At 55.1% G+C, this 17890-nt stretch carries 15 protein-coding genes; 9 read left to right on the top strand and 6 right to left on the bottom strand.

Annotated features, from left to right (window positions below; all coding sequences use genetic code 11):
• Positions 1 to 46 precede the first annotated feature (46 nt).
• Together CEPID_RS04725 and CEPID_RS04720 are read left to right on the top strand one after the other, a co-directional pair.
• On the top strand, positions 47 to 700 hold the full coding sequence (locus tag CEPID_RS04725) for an HNH endonuclease family protein (RefSeq protein ID WP_236684299.1): 654 nt from the start codon (positions 47 to 49) through the stop codon (positions 698 to 700).
• A 47-nt stretch (positions 701 to 747) separates the two neighbouring features.
• A complete protein-coding gene (locus CEPID_RS04720) occupies positions 748 to 1215 on the top strand; it encodes a hypothetical protein (RefSeq protein WP_047241361.1) in 468 nt (155 codons plus the stop codon).
• A gap of 325 nt (positions 1216 to 1540) precedes the next feature.
• Here CEPID_RS04720 and CEPID_RS04715 read toward each other — a convergent pair whose 3' ends face one another.
• On the bottom strand, positions 1541 to 3556 hold the full coding sequence (locus tag CEPID_RS04715) for a DEAD/DEAH box helicase (protein WP_047239972.1): 2016 nt from the start codon (positions 3554 to 3556) through the stop codon (positions 1541 to 1543).
• A 1121-nt stretch (positions 3557 to 4677) separates the two neighbouring features.
• On the opposite strand from CEPID_RS04715, the gene CEPID_RS04705 reads away from it, so the two are divergent.
• The gene (locus tag CEPID_RS04705; RefSeq protein ID WP_047239970.1) at positions 4678 to 6060 is read left to right on the top strand and encodes an amino acid permease; all 1383 of its coding nucleotides are present in this window, start codon (positions 4678 to 4680) and stop codon (positions 6058 to 6060) included.
• A gap of 98 nt (positions 6061 to 6158) precedes the next feature.
• Here CEPID_RS04705 and CEPID_RS04700 read toward each other — a convergent pair whose 3' ends face one another.
• Both CEPID_RS04700 and CEPID_RS04695 read right to left on the bottom strand, forming a co-directional pair.
• The gene (locus tag CEPID_RS04700; protein WP_236684298.1) at positions 6159 to 7502 is read right to left on the bottom strand and encodes an MFS transporter; all 1344 of its coding nucleotides are present in this window, start codon (positions 7500 to 7502) and stop codon (positions 6159 to 6161) included.
• Positions 7503 to 7949: 447 nt separating this feature from the next.
• Positions 7950 to 8234 carry a hypothetical protein gene (locus CEPID_RS04695; RefSeq protein ID WP_047239969.1) on the bottom strand — a complete coding sequence of 95 codons (285 nt, stop codon included), beginning with the start codon at positions 8232 to 8234 and terminating at the stop codon, positions 7950 to 7952.
• 98 nt (positions 8235 to 8332) lie between these two features.
• Between CEPID_RS04695 and CEPID_RS04690 the strand changes: the two genes are divergently transcribed.
• Together CEPID_RS04690 and CEPID_RS04685 are read left to right on the top strand one after the other, a co-directional pair.
• Entirely contained in the window at positions 8333 to 8725 is a 393-nt protein-coding gene (locus CEPID_RS04690; RefSeq protein ID WP_047239968.1) for a (deoxy)nucleoside triphosphate pyrophosphohydrolase, read from the top strand.
• Between the two features lie 2 nt (positions 8726 to 8727).
• Entirely contained in the window at positions 8728 to 11616 is a 2889-nt protein-coding gene (locus tag CEPID_RS04685; RefSeq protein WP_047239967.1) for a DUF3427 domain-containing protein, read from the top strand.
• On the opposite strand, the gene CEPID_RS04680 is transcribed toward CEPID_RS04685, so the two are convergent.
• A complete protein-coding gene (locus CEPID_RS04680) occupies positions 11606 to 12832 on the bottom strand; it encodes an MFS transporter (protein WP_047239966.1) in 1227 nt (408 codons plus the stop codon). The two genes, CEPID_RS04685 and CEPID_RS04680, sit on opposite strands and share 11 nt — an antisense overlap.
• A gap of 102 nt (positions 12833 to 12934) precedes the next feature.
• Between CEPID_RS04680 and CEPID_RS04675 the strand changes: the two genes are divergently transcribed.
• Positions 12935 to 13405 carry a hypothetical protein gene (locus CEPID_RS04675; RefSeq protein ID WP_083984385.1) on the top strand — a complete coding sequence of 157 codons (471 nt, stop codon included), beginning with the start codon at positions 12935 to 12937 and terminating at the stop codon, positions 13403 to 13405.
• 116 nt (positions 13406 to 13521) lie between these two features.
• Here CEPID_RS04675 and CEPID_RS04670 read toward each other — a convergent pair whose 3' ends face one another.
• Positions 13522 to 14352, bottom strand: a complete 831-nt coding sequence (locus tag CEPID_RS04670; protein ID WP_047239965.1) for a hypothetical protein — start codon at positions 14350 to 14352, stop codon at positions 13522 to 13524.
• Between the two features lie 289 nt (positions 14353 to 14641).
• Here CEPID_RS04670 and CEPID_RS04665 point away from each other — a divergent pair, with 289 nt between their 5' ends.
• Entirely contained in the window at positions 14642 to 15211 is a 570-nt protein-coding gene (locus tag CEPID_RS04665; RefSeq protein WP_047239964.1) for a hypothetical protein, read from the top strand.
• Positions 15212 to 15281: 70 nt separating this feature from the next.
• Here CEPID_RS04665 and CEPID_RS04660 read toward each other — a convergent pair whose 3' ends face one another.
• Positions 15282 to 16046, bottom strand: a complete 765-nt coding sequence (locus CEPID_RS04660; RefSeq protein ID WP_047239963.1) for a (2Fe-2S)-binding protein — start codon at positions 16044 to 16046, stop codon at positions 15282 to 15284.
• A 37-nt stretch (positions 16047 to 16083) separates the two neighbouring features.
• Here CEPID_RS04660 and CEPID_RS04655 point away from each other — a divergent pair, with 37 nt between their 5' ends.
• On the top strand, positions 16084 to 16896 hold the full coding sequence (locus tag CEPID_RS04655) for a shikimate 5-dehydrogenase (protein ID WP_047239962.1): 813 nt from the start codon (positions 16084 to 16086) through the stop codon (positions 16894 to 16896).
• A gap of 148 nt (positions 16897 to 17044) precedes the next feature.
• Positions 17045 to 17887: a hypothetical protein gene (locus CEPID_RS04650; RefSeq protein ID WP_236684297.1), complete on the top strand. Its 843-nt coding sequence runs from the start codon at positions 17045 to 17047 to the stop codon at positions 17885 to 17887.
• Positions 17888 to 17890: the final 3 nt, after the last annotated feature.

Here is a 17890-nt window from a genome sequence, read left to right as displayed (position 1 = left end):
AGCACAATAGGGAACGATTCGTGCGGGTCGCGAAGTCTAACTAAGTATGGACTTCAACCGAATTTTCACCGTCACCCTCCTCGCCGCCTCAGCCTGCTGGCTTATCGACGCCGTGGTGTCCGGCACACCACGCACCCCAGCAGATCTCGATGAACCGCCTGCGCTCTCCGCGACCCTCCCCTATGTCATGGCGCTGCCGCACCGCCCCGAACGGCCCGACTATCAGCGTGATCGCTTCGGCGACGGCTGGGTGCGTACTGGCAGCTGCACGACTCGGCACGAAGTTTTGCTGGCCCAGCTCGAAAACGCCACGCTCGACGATTGCCGTTTGAGTACAGGTTCCAGAATCGACCCTTACGGATCCGCCCAGCTCTCCCCCGACTCTCCCATCGAAATCGACCATGTGATCCCGCTGTCGGCAGCGTGGGACCTGGGCGCCCATCAATGGAGCGACGAGCAACGATTGCGATTCGCCAATGATCCGAACAACCTAGTGGCAACTTCTAGAAAGCTCAACCAAGAGAAGTCCGACCAGCTGCCGGCGCAATGGCTACCCCCGCGCAAATCTGCTCGATGTTGGTATTCCCGAAAGGTAGCTTTCGTCGCCGCCAGCTACCAACTTCCCTTGCCAGAGGCCGATATCAGGGCAATGAAGCGCACCTGTCTGGTTAGCGAAATCGCTAGCTTCCCGATAGGGTGACATACGTTCTAGTAATCATCATTAGCTCGCTGAAAGGCATTTTCGTCTTGTCAACAATCCTCGTTGCTCTCCACATTCTCACGGCAATCCTGTTCCTCGGTCCGGTGACCGTGGCAGTATCCAGCTTCCAGGTCAAGGCACTCGCGGCACACAGCGGCGATACCACCGCTCTCGGTGCAGCGAAGAATCTCCACGCCATCACCCGCTCTTATGGAACCCTTTCGCTGCTGGTCCCACTGCTTGGCGTCGCACTGTTCATCTCTGACAGCGCCTACATGAAGCAGGGCCAGTTCCACGCGGCGATCGCGCTGTCCGTGGTGGCTTGGGCAGTTTTGTACTTTGTGATCCTGCCTCGCCAGAAGAAGCTGCTAGGCGCCCTTGGGGCGCTAGCTACCGACGAGACCCCAGCTGACACCACTGTTGCAGATTGGAACAAAGCAAAGGGCCAACTTTCCATGTTCGGTGGCATCTTCTCGGCGCTCTGGCTAATCACCGCCGTGTTGATGTTCATCTAAGCTTTTCCGGATTCTGAACGGTGCAGCGAGCCTGCCTGCCTGTTGGAAGGGGTGCCTGCCTGTTGGAAGGGGTGCCTGCCCTAGCAAGCGGTCGCCGAACCTAGCAAGCGGTCGCCGAGTGCCTTTCAGGTTGCTCTGACCGCTAGAAAGTGCCTCTGAAGCCGCCGCGAAAAGTGTGCAACTTCAAAGGCATTCAACGCACCGCCTAGGCAACGCACTGCTTGACCAACGCACCGAACAGACAATCGCCCGCCTAAAACAAAACAATGCCCTCCGGCCTCGGAAGTTTCCGAAGCAGGAGGGCAAATGTCTGTGCTAGGCGTGTTTAGCGGTAATCGCGGTCGCCACGTCCACGGCCACCGAAACCACCATCGCGGTCGCCACGTCCACGGCCACCGAAACCACCATCGCGGTCGCCACGCCCTCGGCCACCGAAACCACCTTCGCGGTCGCCACGTCCACGGCCACGGCGATCGTCGCGGTCACGTCGACCGAAGTCATCGCGCTTGCGGAATCCGCCACGTGGTCCCATGTCAGCGCCTGGGGCAGCCTCGATGTTGATCAGCTGGCCGGAAATACGCGTATCCGAGAGTCGATCCAGGACATCAGATGGCAAGTTCTTTGGCAGCTCGACCAGGGTGTGGTCAACGGAGATGCTGATGCGTCCAAAGTCCTTAGAGTTCAGTCCGCCTTCGTTTGCAAGGGCACCGACAATGGCGCCTGGGCGCACGTTCTGACGCTTACCGACAGCGAGTCGGTAGACCGTCATGTCTTCGTTGCGGTCGAAGCGGTCTCCCCCGCGACGCTCGTCGCGGTCGAAACGGCCACCGCGGCGGTCGTCGCGTTCGAAGCGGTCCCCGCGACGGTCGTCGCGACGGCGCTCTGGTGGCAGTTCCTTGAGTAGGAATTCGCTGCCGGCTTGCGCCTGGGTTGCGAGTGCTGCGGCGATATCTTCGAGAGGCACGTCGTGCTCCTCGGAGTATGCCTTGACTAGGGAGCGGAATAGCGCGAGCTGCGAGTCTTCCAGGGAAGCGGTGATGGAATCGGCGAATTTTTCCTTGCGGGATTCGTTGACTTCATCGACGGTCGGCAGTTCCATCTCAACCAGGGTGGCGTTGGTGGCGCGCTCGATGGAGCGCAGCATCCGACGTTCACGCGGTGTGACAAACAAGATCGCTTCACCGGAACGACCAGCACGACCGGTGCGACCGATTCGGTGCACGTAGGACTCGGTATCGTGCGGGATGTCGTAGTTGAAGACGTGCGTGATGCGGTCCACGTCGAGGCCACGCGCAGCGACGTCGGTGGCTACGAGGATGTCTAGGCGACCGTCCTTGAGCTGATCGACGGTGCGCTCACGCTGCGCCTGCGCGATGTCACCATTGATAGCTGCGGCAGAGAATCCGCGGGCGCGGAGCTTTTCTGCGAGCTCTTCGGTTTCGTGCTTGGTGCGCACGAACATGATCATTGCTTCAAACTCGGTGACCTCGAGGATACGGGTCAGAGCGTCGAGTTTGTTGCGGTGCGAGACGTTGAGGAATCGCTGGGTGATGTTGGTATTCGTGCGGGTCTCGGACTTGACCGTGATTTCCGCGGGATCGTTGAGGTATTGCTTGGAGATCCGACGGATGCCGTTTGGCATGGTCGCGGAGAACAGCGCAACTTGCTTGTCGTCCGGGGTGTCTTCCAGAATGCGTTCCACGTCTTCCTGGAAGCCCATGTTGAGCATCTCGTCCGCTTCATCGAGGACGAGGTAGCGCAGACCGGAGATGTCGAGCGAGCCCTTGGTCAAGTGGTCGATGACACGACCAGGGGTGCCGACGATGATCTGGGCGCCGCGGCGCAGACCGGAAAGCTGAATTCCGTAGGCTTGGCCACCGTAGATCGGCAGGACGCTGATGCCACCGAGGTGATCGGCGAATTCTTGGAAGGAGTCTGCAACCTGCAGCGCCAGCTCGCGGGTAGGCGCCAGCACGAGGGCCTGTGGTGCGCGAACGGACTTGTCGATGCGCGAAAGCACCGGCAGGGCGAAAGCTGCGGTTTTACCGGTTCCGGTTTGGGCCAGGCCGACGACGTCGCGGCCTTCCATCAAAAGTGGAATCGTTTGTGACTGAATTGGGGACGGGGTCTCATAGCCAACCTTGGCAATTGCCTTCAGCACTTCTGCAGGCAGTCCCAGGTTTTCAAACCCTTGCGTGGAGTCGTCCTCAGAAGTGTCCGCATCCCTGATGTCTTGTGCAGCCTGATCGGCTACGACATCCTGCGAATTATCCTGAGTTTCCGACGTTGTGACATTTTCCAGCTCTTCTACGCCGCTGGCAACGTTATCGGTATTGCTCATTGTGACTCCACGCTACGCTACTTTGGCTCACAATGCGAAGTAAGCCACTTTATTCACCGAAAACAAGCAGCCTGACCATTGCGTAGATCCGGTCAGCGAGAACCAGGGTGAGCCCCTAGCCGCCGTGTTACTTCAACCTTTAGCTCGCTGTTTTCTAGCTCTCAGCCGCGTTCTATGCTCCCCGCACTCGATAACAAATTCGGAACTTGGCAGGAACAACGGTGGCCGACTGCTGACCTTCACACTTTCTTGAGCAAATAAACTTTTGTATCGACTAGGAGTGATTTATGAACCTCCACCTACCGGAATCAACTTGATGAGCTCGCCTCTGCAATCACCACAAGGCAAGCGCAACGTCTACTTGCCTGAAGACTGCTTATCTCGATTTCCGTCGCGCCTTGGCCAAGAGCCGAACATAACGTCGTCGCTAAGTTTCCGGCTTGGCAGCTTGGCGACGACCTATCCCAATAGAGCTCATCTCAAAATCTTTCCAGAAGTGAACTTCCGCCCGATACGAAAGGAAGTCAGAATTTCAGATGGCTCCATGGTCGTCACCACCTCAACAAGTCCCGAAAAGACAAGCTTCGCGAAGCACAATTTCGGGGCCTGTGTGAGAACAAGGTGCACATCAGCAAGGGGAATATCGTCGCCGACAAAGACGGAAAGCCATATAGATTCAGATAGCGGCACGGCCTTCCATGTGTAGGCGTACCAAGTAAGAGCACCCCTGCGGCAGATGCCCCCAAGATGGCCATAGATCGGGGATAACCTCTCCTAGTGACGCGACTCAAATGTGATCACAGGCTTCCCTGGACTTTTCGCTTCGCAGCTGGCCAGCGAACTTTTTGGCCCGCTTTGCTCACTCCAGTAGGCGCGCCCGCTTTGCTCACCCCTTGCCAGCTCCGACAGGTAACTAAGTGATCTTCCCCACGAGCAACTGCTATTACATCAATGTTTAATCTGAGATTCCAGACAAATTGAGTTGACAGTGAGATCTCGCTCACAATATTTTGTGTCTTAGCACACACAGAAGACCAAGCGGTGACTCAGCAGGTATTTCACACGGAAAACTGCTTGTAATCTGCCTAAAGACTAATAGCAACCGTATAACAAGGGCACTAATGACGACTACACAGCAAGCGACATCTGTACAGCAGGGGCATGGGCTCAAGGCCCGCCACATTCATTTCATCGCTTTGGGCTCGGCGATCGGCACGGGCCTTTTCTACGGTTCAGCTGGCGCGATCCAGGCGGCCGGCCCCTCGGTGCTGTTGGTATATCTCCTTGGTGGCGCGGTGGTTTACTTCCTGCTGCGTGCATTGGGCGAGATGGCAGTTCATGCCCCGGTGACCGGGTCTTTCGCTGAATACGCGCGCCGATACCTGGGCGATTGGTCGGGATATATCACCGGCTGGATGTACGCCTTCGAAATGATTATCGTGTGTCTGGCAGACCTTACCGCCATTGGTATTTATATGAAGTTCTGGTTTCCCGACACCCCGCAATGGATTTGGGTGGCAGTCACCCTGCTTATCGTGGGTGCGGCCAACCTAGCGAGTGCTCGGTGGTTCGGTGAGCTTGAGTTCGGCATGACGCTGATCAAGGTTTCCGCCGTGGTTGCCATGATCCTCGGTGGAGCTGCAATTTTGGTATTCCACCTGGGCAATAGCCCACAGAACGTCGGCGTTGATAACTTATGGAACGACGGTGGCTTCATGCCCAACGGCTTTGGTGGCATGGTTTCGGCGTTCATCTTGGTGCTCTTTGCTTTTGGTGGCACCGAGATTATCGGTGTGACTGCATCCGAGGCAGAATCGCCAGAGAGGTCAATTCCGAAGGCCGTCAACACCGTGCCGGTGCGCATCTTGCTGTTCTACGTGTTGACTATCTTCGTCATCGTGGCGATCAATCCATGGCGAACGATTACCGGTGACGAGTCGCCATTCGTCCAAATCTTCACCGCTTTGGGAGTCAACTGGGCTGCTGCCCTACTCAACGTTGTGGTCATTTCTGCGGCGCTGTCTGCGATCAACTCTGACCTGTTCGGTGCAGGTCGCGTCATCGCCGGCATGGCCAAGGAGAACCACGCGCCGGCAGCAATGGCAAAGACCAAGCGTGGCGTCCCCGTGATGACAGTGGTCACCCTCCTGATCGTGATGGTCATCGGCGTGGTCCTGAACTACTTCATCCCAGAGTCGATCTTCGAGTCCATCGCAGCGCTGGCCACTTTCGCCACGATTTTTGTCTGGCTCATGATCCTGCTCGCCCACGTCGCTTTCCGACGCCAACTTCCCGAAGCAGAACGTTCGGCACTGAAATTCCCCGTCCCTCTGTGGCCACTTGGCCAATACTTCACGATTGCCTTTATCGTGTTCACCTTCGGCATCATGGTGTGGCAGCCCGATTTCCATTCGGCCCTCTACGCCGGCATCGGGTTCATCGTGGTGATGACTGGTATCTACTTCATATCAGGAGCCAACAAGGCCGGAAGTAAGAATAGCTAAATTCCACCAGGCCTTTGGCCCAACCCGCTGACACAACTTGGGCCCCGCACTACTCCTAGCTTCACGAGACTAGTAGACCTGCGGGGCCGAAATTGTTATTAGTGCCGGTTCTTCAAAGGCGTCAAAATCATGCATACCGCTCCGATAACGGTTGCGACGGCGAACACCATGAAGGCATCGGACGCCCCAAGACCCATCGTGATGAGGACGCCACCGAGGGACGGTCCAACGATGCCACCCAGGCGGCCAAACCCTGAGGACCAGGACATTCCGGCTTGGCGCGCGCGAGTTGGATAGAAGTTCGAGGTCATCCCATAAATGAGGATCTGCGTACCGGTGACTCCCATGCCGGTGAGCGCGACCGCGGTGTACATCAGGGCCGGAATCGTAAGGTACGGCATGGCGAACATGCAGATCGCCGCAGTAGCAAAGGTGAAGGTGATAACGGGTTTCGGCCCAATCACGTCGGCTACTTTAGAGCACGCCAGAGCGCCTACCGCAGCTCCGAAGTTCAGTGCGACCAAGGTGTAGAGGGAGGCACTGGAGGACATACCGTTCGCTTTCATGATGTGCGGCAGCCAGGTGTTGAGGCCATAAACCGCCATGATGGCCATGAAGCTCATAGTGCCAATGAGCAGCGTCGGCACGAGGTATCTGCCCGAAAAGATCGCGCCGAAACCAATCTTTTCCTTTTGCCCCGTGTCCGTGACCACCACTTTTTCCGCCACGAATTGAGTCTCGGGAAAATCGAACTTGGTGCAGATCGCACGTGCTTTATCGGCTCGCCCCATGGCGGTCAGCCAACGCGGGGATTCAGGGAGCATGTAGATCGCCAGCGGGAGCAGGAATAGAATTGGAGACGCACCAATGAGGAAGAGTCCGCGCCAGCCAATAATGTCTTGGAACCAGATCGCAAACATTGAGGCCACAACTCCACCAGCGGGGATACCCACATAGCCAATCGCATTAAACATGTTCTTGCGCGCCGGAGGGGCAAATTCGGCGATCACTGCCCCACCGCCTGCGGTAATCACTCCCAGCGCAAGTCCCGTGAAAAGTCGAGTGGCACCGAAGAAGGTGATCGTCGTGGCGAAAGCGCCTGCTGCCATGCCGATCGAAAACCAGGCGAATGCCACAAGCATCATCATGCGTCGACCGATGCGGTCACCAATAGCACCCGCACCTAGGGCGCCGATCATGATGCCGATCATGGTGTTCGACCCGAGAGTTCCGGCAATGGTTGGATTAAGTTGTCCGATCTGGGACGGGTCTGCCATCAGGGTTGGCAGAATTGCACCGTACACCACGATGTCATAACCATCGAAAATCATAGCGAGGAACATAATCGCTACCACGCCGTAGACGGAACGGCGATGCTTTGTTGACTGCCAATTTCCTTGGGTCAACGTAGGACGTTCGGGGGAAAAAACTGCGGTTGTCAATGAAGTCTCCTCAAGTGAAAGTTCGCAAAAAGGGAGTGTGTTGTGATCCAGCCACAGAGGTGTATGTGTTTCAAATCACATGCGATTGGTTATAACACGGCGTTTGAGCGAAAGGAATAGACAAACAACCCGAATGAAAGATCTTTAATGGAGATTAAAAAATGGGAAATTACTCCCAAGCTGGGGGTATTACGACAATCTATTACCAAATTTCACGCAGGCTAATTTTGCAATTCACCAATTGCAATTACCCCCATAAACTGCCCCCTCCCTCTGGGCAATCGCTCAAAAGGACGCCGACCCAGAGTTACCCCTCGATACCCGCCACGCCTTATCGACGCCAGTTGCACCAAAATTGAAGCCCCAAACAAGTTGCCAATTCAGGACAGATAAATGAACCGAGTGCAAGTAGCACGACACCTTGGGGAGTCGTTCGGCGATTCTGAACTAGCCGTTCGCCTTGAGCTTATCGACGGGCAATTTGACCCAGTTTCCATTCCCATCAGAAACTCGCAGACTTCCGGAGCTTAGCTCGACAGTTGCTTCTTCATCTCGTTCTATCCAGCGTTCAAATAGATCAATGGCATTTTCCGGTAAGCCCAGCTGCGCGATACTTTCGACTACTGTCGCCACTTCTACCAAATTCAGTTGATCGACTAAATCCCAAAATAGATCGCTGGCAAGCAAGCTATCTAGGCTAGGTATCTCAAAATTCGATTCGATCATAGACATGACTGCTTTCCCTTGGCTAGTTTGAAGCCCGAGCCTAGCCGGCCAGTGCCGTGTTAATCTGAATTTCAATAAAAGTCCGTCTAACTAGGGATTCTTCTGTGAAAAAGCGAATCGAAGTAACCGGTGCAGTCATTGTGAAAGATGGCAAAGTGTTAGCTGCTCAACGAGGTGAAGGCAAAAGCCTTGCCGGGTATTGGGAGTTCCCCGGAGGGAAAATCGAGTCCGGTGAAACTCCTGAGGAGTCTCTTAAGCGCGAGCTCAAGGAAGAATTGCTCTGCGACGCAGTTGTTGGCAAGCATGTTGTCACCACAGAATATGAATACGACTTTGCAATCATCGTCCTATCAACTTTCTGGTGTGCCCTGGAAGCTGGCGAACCGACACTCACCGAGCATGCCCAAATCCGCTGGCTAACCGGCCAAGAAATGTCTGAGCTCAACTGGGCACCGGCGGACATCCCAGCAGTGGAAATCATTTCGAGGGAGCTCTAAGAGTGAGCGATCAGTTGGAGACTTTTCACAGCGACCTGAAATTCGGGTTCGTCGACCGAGAGACTACGTCGAATCAACTCTTTGATCCCCGACTGATCGCCAATAACGACGACGAACGAACCATGCTCGCAGCGATTACGAACGAACTGCGAACGTGTGACTCGTTTCGATTTTCAATCGCTTTCATTACGCCTAGCGGTTTAGCGCTACTCAAAAATGAACTTTTGAAGTTTAAAGGAACAGGGACGATTATTACGTCTCGTTATTTGGATTTTAACGAGCCAAGTATGTTTCGTGAACTGCTTAACCTAAAAAATATTCAAACGCGGATTTACGATCATCCGAAAATTGATTTCCATGCTAAGGGCTACATATTCGAACAATCTCCTATTCTGACCGCCATCGTCGGGAGTTCAAACTTAACAGACAACGCACTTGTTAAAAATCAAGAATGGAACCTTCGTTTCTCTACACAATCTGCCGGAAACATTGCTTATCAAATTGATGACGCAATTAATCGTCAGTTAGAGTTCAGCACCCCATTAAGTGAAGAATGGATCAGAAACTACGAGATAACTCGTCGCCCGTCTATCCGTCCAGCGCTTGCCAGCTACGCAGGCGAAACCCTTCAAACAACACGTGAAATTACGCCGAACCCGATGCAAATGGAAGCGCTTTCAGCACTAGCCGAACTGCGTGAAATGGGGGCGAAGAAGGCTGTCATTGTATCGGCTACTGGCACCGGAAAGACTATTCTCGCTGCGCTAGCAGCTAAAGAATTCAATCCCAAAAGAGTGCTTTTTGTCGTGCATAGGGAGCAGATTGCAGCTAAAGCTCTTTACGAATTCCAACGGGTCTTTGGCGGCTCCAATAGCGACTACGGTCGTTTTACCGGCGCTACCCGCCAGCAAGATTGCCGTTTCGTTTTTGCCACGACGCAGACGCTCGCTCAACCGGAAACTTTGGCAACCCTTTCCGCAGAACATTTCGACTTTGTCATTATTGACGAGTCTCATCACTCCGGGGCGGCGACTTTCCGGCGAGTAATCGATCACTTCGAACCAGAGTTTCTCTTGGGGCTAACAGCTACGCCCGAACGAACCGACAAATTCAATATTTTCGAGCTTTTCGATTACAACGTTGCCTATGAAATCAGATTGCAACGGGCACTCGAAGAAAAAATGCTAGTTCCGTTTCATTATTTCGGCGTAGCCGACTACACACTGGTGGGTGGCGATACGGTTACCGAAACGACAAATCTTGCCTTTCTTGCGTCTAATGAACGCGTAAAGTTTGTTGCTGAGAAGCTTGAAAAGTACGGGTTGGCGCAAAATGTGCATGGGTTAATGTTTTGCAGTCGCAAAGACGAAGCTCATGAATTGGCGCGACTTTTCAACGATACAAAAGTGTATGGAAAACTCCTACGCACTGTAGCTCTCACCGGGGAGGACAGCCGTGAGGATCGCGAGAAAGTGGTCACCCAACTAGAAAACGGCGAGATTGACTACATCATTACCGTCGACATTTTTAATGAGGGAATTGACATTCCTTGCATTAATCAAATAGTCATGCTGCGCGCAACTCAATCGAGCATTATCTTTACTCAGCAGCTAGGGCGTGGATTACGTAAGTCAGAAGGAAAAGATCATCTCCGAGTCATCGACTTTATCGGAAATTACGCTAATAACTTCCTGATCCCTATCGCGTTGTTTGGTGATAATTCCCGCAGCAAGGACTCACTCCGAAGAAAGGTAATCAACCCGGACGGCCGCGGCCGAAAAGCTATTTCCGGCGTATCCAGTGTTAACTTCGATGAGATCGCAGAAGCCCGAGTCTTAGAGTCCTTGGCAAAAGCAAAAATGACAGGGAAGCAAGAATTCAAGAAAGACATTTTGGCTTTCCAACAGCGCCACAATAGGCTACCCCGTCTTATTGACTTCGCACGATTTGATCTCGTCGATCCTGTTTTGATTAGTACTAAGTACGGCAATTACTGGTCGCTATTGAGTTCCCTCAAGTTCGTCAACGAAAAGCCAACGGATGAGCACAATGCATTTCTCAATTTCTTGTCGATGGAACTGCTCAATGGCAAACGTCCGCAAGAATTGTTGCTGCTGAAACAACTTATTTCCCAGCATAAAGTCACCAGCGCCGACTTTGCTCATCAGTTGGTCGAGATGGGAACTCAGGCCGACGAATCTCACGTTGAATCTGCCATTAGAATGCTGACTTACCAATTCCCTTCGACTCAGCAATTGTCAAAATACGGCAAATCTCCATTGATTACGTCTGTTAAAGGTGTACAGTCTCTTTCTCCAAAATTTGCCGCATGCTACCGCGAACAGCCATTTCAGGAGTTTGTAGACGACATCATTGAAACTGGTCTCTATCTTTCTCGCCACCGCCATTCTTGGTCAGGAAACTTTGTTATCGGGGAGCGATATTCACGAAAAGACGCTTGCCGACTTCTCAACTGGCCAAGCAACGTTGAAAGCATTATGTACGGGTACAAAGTAGATGAAGCTACGGCGACCTGTCCGATTTTCGTCACTTATCACAAATCTGAGGACGTTGAGGCAAGCGTCAGCTACGAGGACAAATTCAAAGATCCGGCTACACTCCATTGGTTTACAAAGAGTCGGCGTACGCTAACCTCCCCTGAAGTTTCCAAGATCATTTCTAAAAGTGTTGACCTTCATATTTTCGTCAAGAAGGACGATGCAGAAGGCACCGACTTCTACTATCTAGGCACAGCAACTCCAGCTAATCCTGTGCAGACCACGATGCCTGACAAGGCTGGTTCGCCGCTCAACGTCGTGAGTATGGACCTCATCTTGGATCAACCAATTAGCCCAGACTTGTATAACTACTTCGAATCAACTACCCCTTAACCCGCTTTACCCGCCCACTAGCCTCCACAAGAGTCTCCTGTCCGTGCACAATCCATACCAGGGCAACCACGAGTGCCACCGCTGAGCAGCTGAGGAACGCGAATTGGTAACCATAGACGTCGGCAAGCATGCCCACGAGGATCGGGCCGAGGATTGCGCCGAGGTCTTGGGCCATTTGGAAGTTGGCCAGCACTTTGCCGCCGGAATGCTCGTTGCCGATGATGTCGGCGAGCGTGGCTTGTTGCGCCGGGTTCATTAGGCCTCCGCCGACGCCCGCGAGGAGACTGAAGGCGATGAGTAGGAAGGTGGACGTCGAGAAGCCGAGCATGCCGGTAAAAACCAAGTTGACGATGAGCCCGGCGACGATGAGTGGCTTTCGGCCGATGGTGTCTGCGAGCCGGCCGGAGAATTGCAATGCGATGGCGCTACCCAGGGCAAATGCTGCCATCGCTAGGCCGGCGATCGCTCCTCCGCGGTGGAAAATGGAAGCAGCAAAGAGTGGGAGGATCGCTACGCGGACGCCGAAATTCATCCATCCATTAGCAAAGCCGCTGAGCAGTGTGGCCTGGTAGGAAGGGTGACGCCACACATCCTTAACCGATAGGGTGGGTAAAGCCACCTTCACAGGCTCCGGACCGTGATAGCCCGGGCGTAGCATGACCCCGACCACGGCCGTCGCTACGAAAAGCGCCGCACCATAAATAAGAAACGGAGTTCGCATGCCCAGCGGCTCCACCAACGCTCCCAAGACCGGACCCAACACGTTTCCGATCAAAAAAGCCGACGCATAAGCACTGCTTGCCCGCCCGCGAATGTCCGGCGGCGAATATCTAACCACAAACCCCATCGCCGACACCGTAAACATCGTCGAGCCAACGCCACCCACAAAACGCAGCGCCAAAATGTGCCAATACTCCTGCGCAAACGCCACCGAGCCAGTGGTCGCCGCCACCACCAACAGTCCGGCCATGTAAGTTCGCCGCGAGCCAAGCTTATCGACGAGCATCCCCGACGCCGGGGCAAACAGCAGCCGAGAGGCTGCAAATACCGAGATCACAGCACCCGCAGCAGCTACGGAAACATCGAAACTGCGGGCGAATTGCGGAATAATCGGCGCGATGATCCCGTAACCCAGTGCCACGATGAACGCTGCCGAGACTAGCACCCAGATTTCATAAGGGATTTTCGAATGCGGAGGAGTTTGTGGTGTAGACATATCAACTAGTCAGGTTAGCTCATCTGGCAAAATACCGCTTTACCCGAACATATGTGCTAAATCTGAATTGCGGTGTCCACCCCCTTCACTAACCTCATAGCCATGAACAACACCTACTCCTTCCCCTCCGTCCCGTTCGCTGTCGAATCTCAGATCCGTGTACACCACAGTGCTGAAATTGAAAAATTCACCAACGTACTCGCGCACCCACGCTCGCTAGCGCGACCAATGCCCACCTGGCGGCCCCCAACCATACGGCTGACAGACAACCTGCAAGTCACTGTGCAACGCCACCGCGTGGGCACCAAAGTGCGCGCCCGCCTGCGCGGATTCGGCGAACACCGCAATCCTGCCTATGTGGTGAGTGTCCGATTCACCGATCCCACCGGCCGTCCCATACGCCCCGTCGAGGCAAAAGCCTGGGTTCATGCGTTCTTGCCTACCGACTCCGCCTATTCACTTCACGAACTCACCAGCGAGAGCGCACCAACGCTGTGCTGGATCATCGACCAGCACTTCCGCCCGCTCGAGTCCCCCACTAGCCTGTTTGATCGCGGAGAGAAGGTCGCCTAACGAAATCGGAGTGCACCGGCCTGACACCACCGCACCGGCTTCCCTATGGAAAAACCAAAACCGGGCCAACACTTCCGTTGGCCCGGCCTATCGATGGGATTTAGTTCAAAACGAGGCTACTTTTCCTCGTCATCTTCGAGATCGTCATCTTCGAGATCATCGTCTTCGTCGTCATCTTCCTCGACATAACCGAAATCGTCCTCGTCGAGGTCGTCGACAAAAATGTCGTAAACTTCCGGCTCGAATTCTTCCTCGTCGAAGGCGGTGAGTTGCTGCTCCCAGCTTTCTGCCTGGTCCGCAGCCAAAGACAACACATCAAACAAGCGATCAAAGTCAGTGAACGTACCGAGTTCGAGAGTTTCCGAAGCAATCTCCGCGGCGTCGGCACTCAAGCTGTCAAACAGCCGAGCACGGTCCTCGTCACTGAGAACCGCATCGCCGTCCGCATCCCACACTTCATTAATTGCCTCATCAACAATGTCGTCGAAAGAAGAATCAATAGCAAGGAAAGTGACACGCGCAGCTGGAATCTCATCCTCCACGTCAACTACCACCTGCAGCTCCGAATTCTCACCAACCTGGGCCACAACCAGATTGGGGTTTTCCGAGCTCTGATAGAAATCGAGGTCAACGATCCGCTCATCCGTACCGAGCAGCAGATCACTCAGCAGCGTCACTACCTGGTCCGTCGCAACATGGCGGGCAACCGCGGCCAGGGCATCCTCGACAGAAAAGACCACCGAAACCAAAACAGCTTCGAAGTCATCATCGTCTTCGTCAACATCAGCCGCCGCAATGTACACATTGGCAGCAGGCAAAATCGGATCAATTTCTACGAACTGGATTTCCAGCTCTGCGGTGATCGGCACGAACATCGTGCCGTCGTGCACCCGGGACTCAATACCATCCGCGTCGAGTGCGGCAGCAATTTCCTCGAAAAAACTCATAACCTGACACGTTCCTTCCGGAAGAAACCTACGATGCTGGTGCTGGGAAACGGAAAGCTCATCACTGCAGACTGCACAAAACAGCGAAGACGATGACACCAACCTTCGCCCAGCCTAGCGAGCTTCGCCTCATTCCGCTCAGAAAGAGACCACCGATTCCCAAAAAATCACGATTCGATAAAGAATCTTCATAATCTCCTATCTTTACCGAGCAGCCTTGCGAGGACTTCCCTAATCTGTTCCGTGAATTATTGTCCGCTTTAAGAACTTTTAAAGGAGCTCCAAGCCAATGAACAACAAGCTTGCCCTCGTCGCGCTCGCATCTTGCGCAGCCCTCACGCTTTCTAGCTGTTCCGTGCTCCCAGCTCTACCAATCCCAGGCAAATCCAAAGACGCGGACACCACCACCGCGTCCGCCACCGCGTCGTCGGCCAGCTCAACTACTAGCTCGAAGGTCTCCAGCACCCGCACCACCAGCCCAAAGAGCAGCAAGTCCAGCACCAGCAAAGAGACCAGCTCGAAGGAAACCACCTCGAAAGAACCAACCTCCGGCTCCCGAAACGCTTTCAAAGACCCCGAAGCTGAAGCGAAAATGAAAGAAGCGCTCGTCGCACTGCTTCGCCCAGACCTCGACGACCCAATGAAGGCCACCGCATCTGGCACCGTCTACTTCGACAAAGACCAGAAATTCGAGCGGATCAGCAACTACACCGTCAACGGAGTCAAGAAGGAACCACAGCCGGAAGCGTTAGCCGAGGTCAAAGAAATCCTCGCGGGACTGAACATCCCCGAAAAGGAACGCTTCCGGACACTGAAGTTCGATTACAAGAACGGCTACGTCGAAGCCCAGTACCTCTAACAATGGGACGTCGATAAGGCACGCAGGGCCCACAGCTAATCGCTTGTCGACGCACCCCGGCGTCGACAAGCTACAGCTCGCGCAAGCTTTGCGCGTACCTCAGCAACGCCGCATCACGCGAGCCCGCATCACGACGCGGGCACGACGTGCATTCGGCAGAACCCTCCTGACGATAAATCTGACAACAAGAAGCGCGAGGCGCGAACACTACCGCATCATCCGCAGCCGCGGCCTCCAACTGACCTTCGGTAATCACCGGAGAAAACTCGCCGTCAATCACGGCCCGCAGCCCGGGCAAGACCTCGCCAGCCACAGCCACATCCAAGCCAGTAAGTAGCCACCGAGCTACCTGGACGCCGCGCTCCACATCCCAGGCCACATTCCCCGCATCCAACGAAGCCTGTACCGCCCCATCACGCACCAAAGCCCACAACGGTGCTGGTCGCGCACCAAATTCCGCCGCCACCTCAGCGATAACACCGCCGAAGAACACCCCCGCATCTCGACCGGCCGCCACGACGGCTTCCTGCGAAAAATCCGAAAACCCAGGAGCTTGCCAATTAATCCAATAAGCATCGGAATGCAGGACCAAGTTGTCGTCGCTCAGCGCCAACGATGGGACCTGCTCAAACTCGACAGCGGCGACCGCAAAAGGCCCAAAGATTGATCCCAAGAAGCTATAAAACCACAGCTCGCCCTCTGCCCGGCGCGAATCAAGAGCAAACTTGGAACGCACAGAGCCCACCGAAAACGGAATAGACCCGCCTGCAGCGGGTCCGACAGCCGCAGCCCACCGGGGATACGCCGCAACGACATGCGAAAAAGTATCAGCCATGTGACCAACCATAGTGGGAAGAACTAGGCTGGTGCGCATGGTAAACATCGTCGATCGCGACACTCAAATGTGTATGTCCCTAGCGGCGCGCCCCTCCAACCACGGCGTGCGCTTCCACAACTGGCTCTATGCAGAGTTGGGACTGAACTACATTTATAAGTCTTTCGCCCCTTCCGATATCACCGCAGCAATCGCCGGCATGCGCGGCCTCGGGATCCGTGGCGCGGGCGTGTCCATGCCGTTCAAACAGGACGTCATCGGGTTGATCGATGAGCTTGATCCTTCCGCGGCCCGCATCAACTCCGTGAACACCATTGTGAACACCAATGGCCATCTCAAGGGCTACAACACGGACTACCTCGCAGTGGCTTCCCTGCTCAAGACCCACCAGGTTGACCCCGGTCTGAAAGTAGCGATCCGAGGTTCCGGCGGCATGGCAAACGCGGTCGTTGCAGCGCTCGCGGACTACGGTCTCCGCGGCACCGTCGTGGCCCGGAACCACAACACCGGAGCAGCGCTCGCAGGACGCTACGAGTGGGATTACTCCACCGAAGTGCCAACTGATGCCGAATTGTTAGTAAACGTCACCCCACTTGGTATGGCAGGTGCCGATGAGCACGTCCAAGCCTTCAGCGATGAAGAGATCTCCCGCGCGACCATCGTGTTCGATTGTGTGGCATATCCAGTACAAACGCCGCTGATCCAGGCGGCTGAGCGCCTCGGTAAACCCGTCATCACCGGTGGCGAAGTGATCGCCCTGCAAGCAGCAGAACAGTTCGTGTTATACACCGGAATCCGGCCAACCGAGGCACAAGTCATGGCGGCAGAGGAATTTTCTCAGCAAGATTGAAGTTGTACCGATGCTGCACTTCGGTGCGCCGTCGCTGAAAACGACTGAGCTCCGACCACGGAGCTGACACCGCGGGCACAGCCGAAAGGTTCGTGTCTCGGTGTCACAGTTATCTTCGGCGGATTAGACGAAAGGACACTTTGATCTCATGACAAACCCAACTATTACCGACGCCATTGGCTCCGACCCGACCGCTCTGCAGGACCGCGCTGGAGTTACCGGCCGGATGTTTATTTCCGCCCTCGACCGCGCCGTGCACTTCCAGACTTCCGCGATCGAAAATTACGTCAAGTGGGTGCGTGGCAACAACCCTACTGCCACGCCGGCGCAGATCCAGCAGATTATGGACACCCACTTTAAGAATCTCGCCGGTGGCGCCGGCGGTTCGGCCGGTGCAGCGGCCGCGATCCCCGGCATCGGTTTCCTCACGGGTGCCGCTGCTATCGGCGCGGAATCCCTCGTGTTTGTAGACACCGCCGCGTTTTACACCATGGCCTCGGCTCACCTGCGAGGCGTAGACATCCGAAACGCGGAGCGCCGTCGCGCCTTGATCCTCGTTGCTTTGCTCGGCGCGAGCGGATCCGCCATCATCGATGCCTTCGTGGGTGATCTCTCTCAGGAGGGCCCGACGTCGACGGCTTCCCTGCTGGCGCGTTTCACAGCACCGAAGCTGGGCGAAGTGAACAACCGCCTCGGACGCTTGGCCATGAAGAAAGTGACCAAATCCATTCAAAAGGCCTGGTTGGGTAAAATCATGCCTCTGGGCATTGGCGCCGTTTTGGGCACCCTGGCGAACCGAAAGCTCGCCACGAAGGTCATCGAGAACGCGCGGGAATCCTTCGGCCCGCTGCCGGTTGCCTTCGCGCAGCCTGCGCCCACCCCGGAGGAAACCAAATTGGCTGCTGCCGAGGCTGGCACGGCCACGAAAGAAACCCTGTTGGAACGGATCGACCCTCGCGATTGGAAGATCCCCTTGTTCGGAAAGAAGTAAATT

The sequence above is a fragment of the Corynebacterium epidermidicanis genome (assembly GCF_001021025.1).
GTDB lineage: Bacteria > Actinomycetota > Actinomycetes > Mycobacteriales > Mycobacteriaceae > Corynebacterium > Corynebacterium epidermidicanis.
The sequence above is the reverse complement of the archived record's forward strand: the minus strand, read 5'-3'. Positions and strand labels throughout refer to the sequence as shown.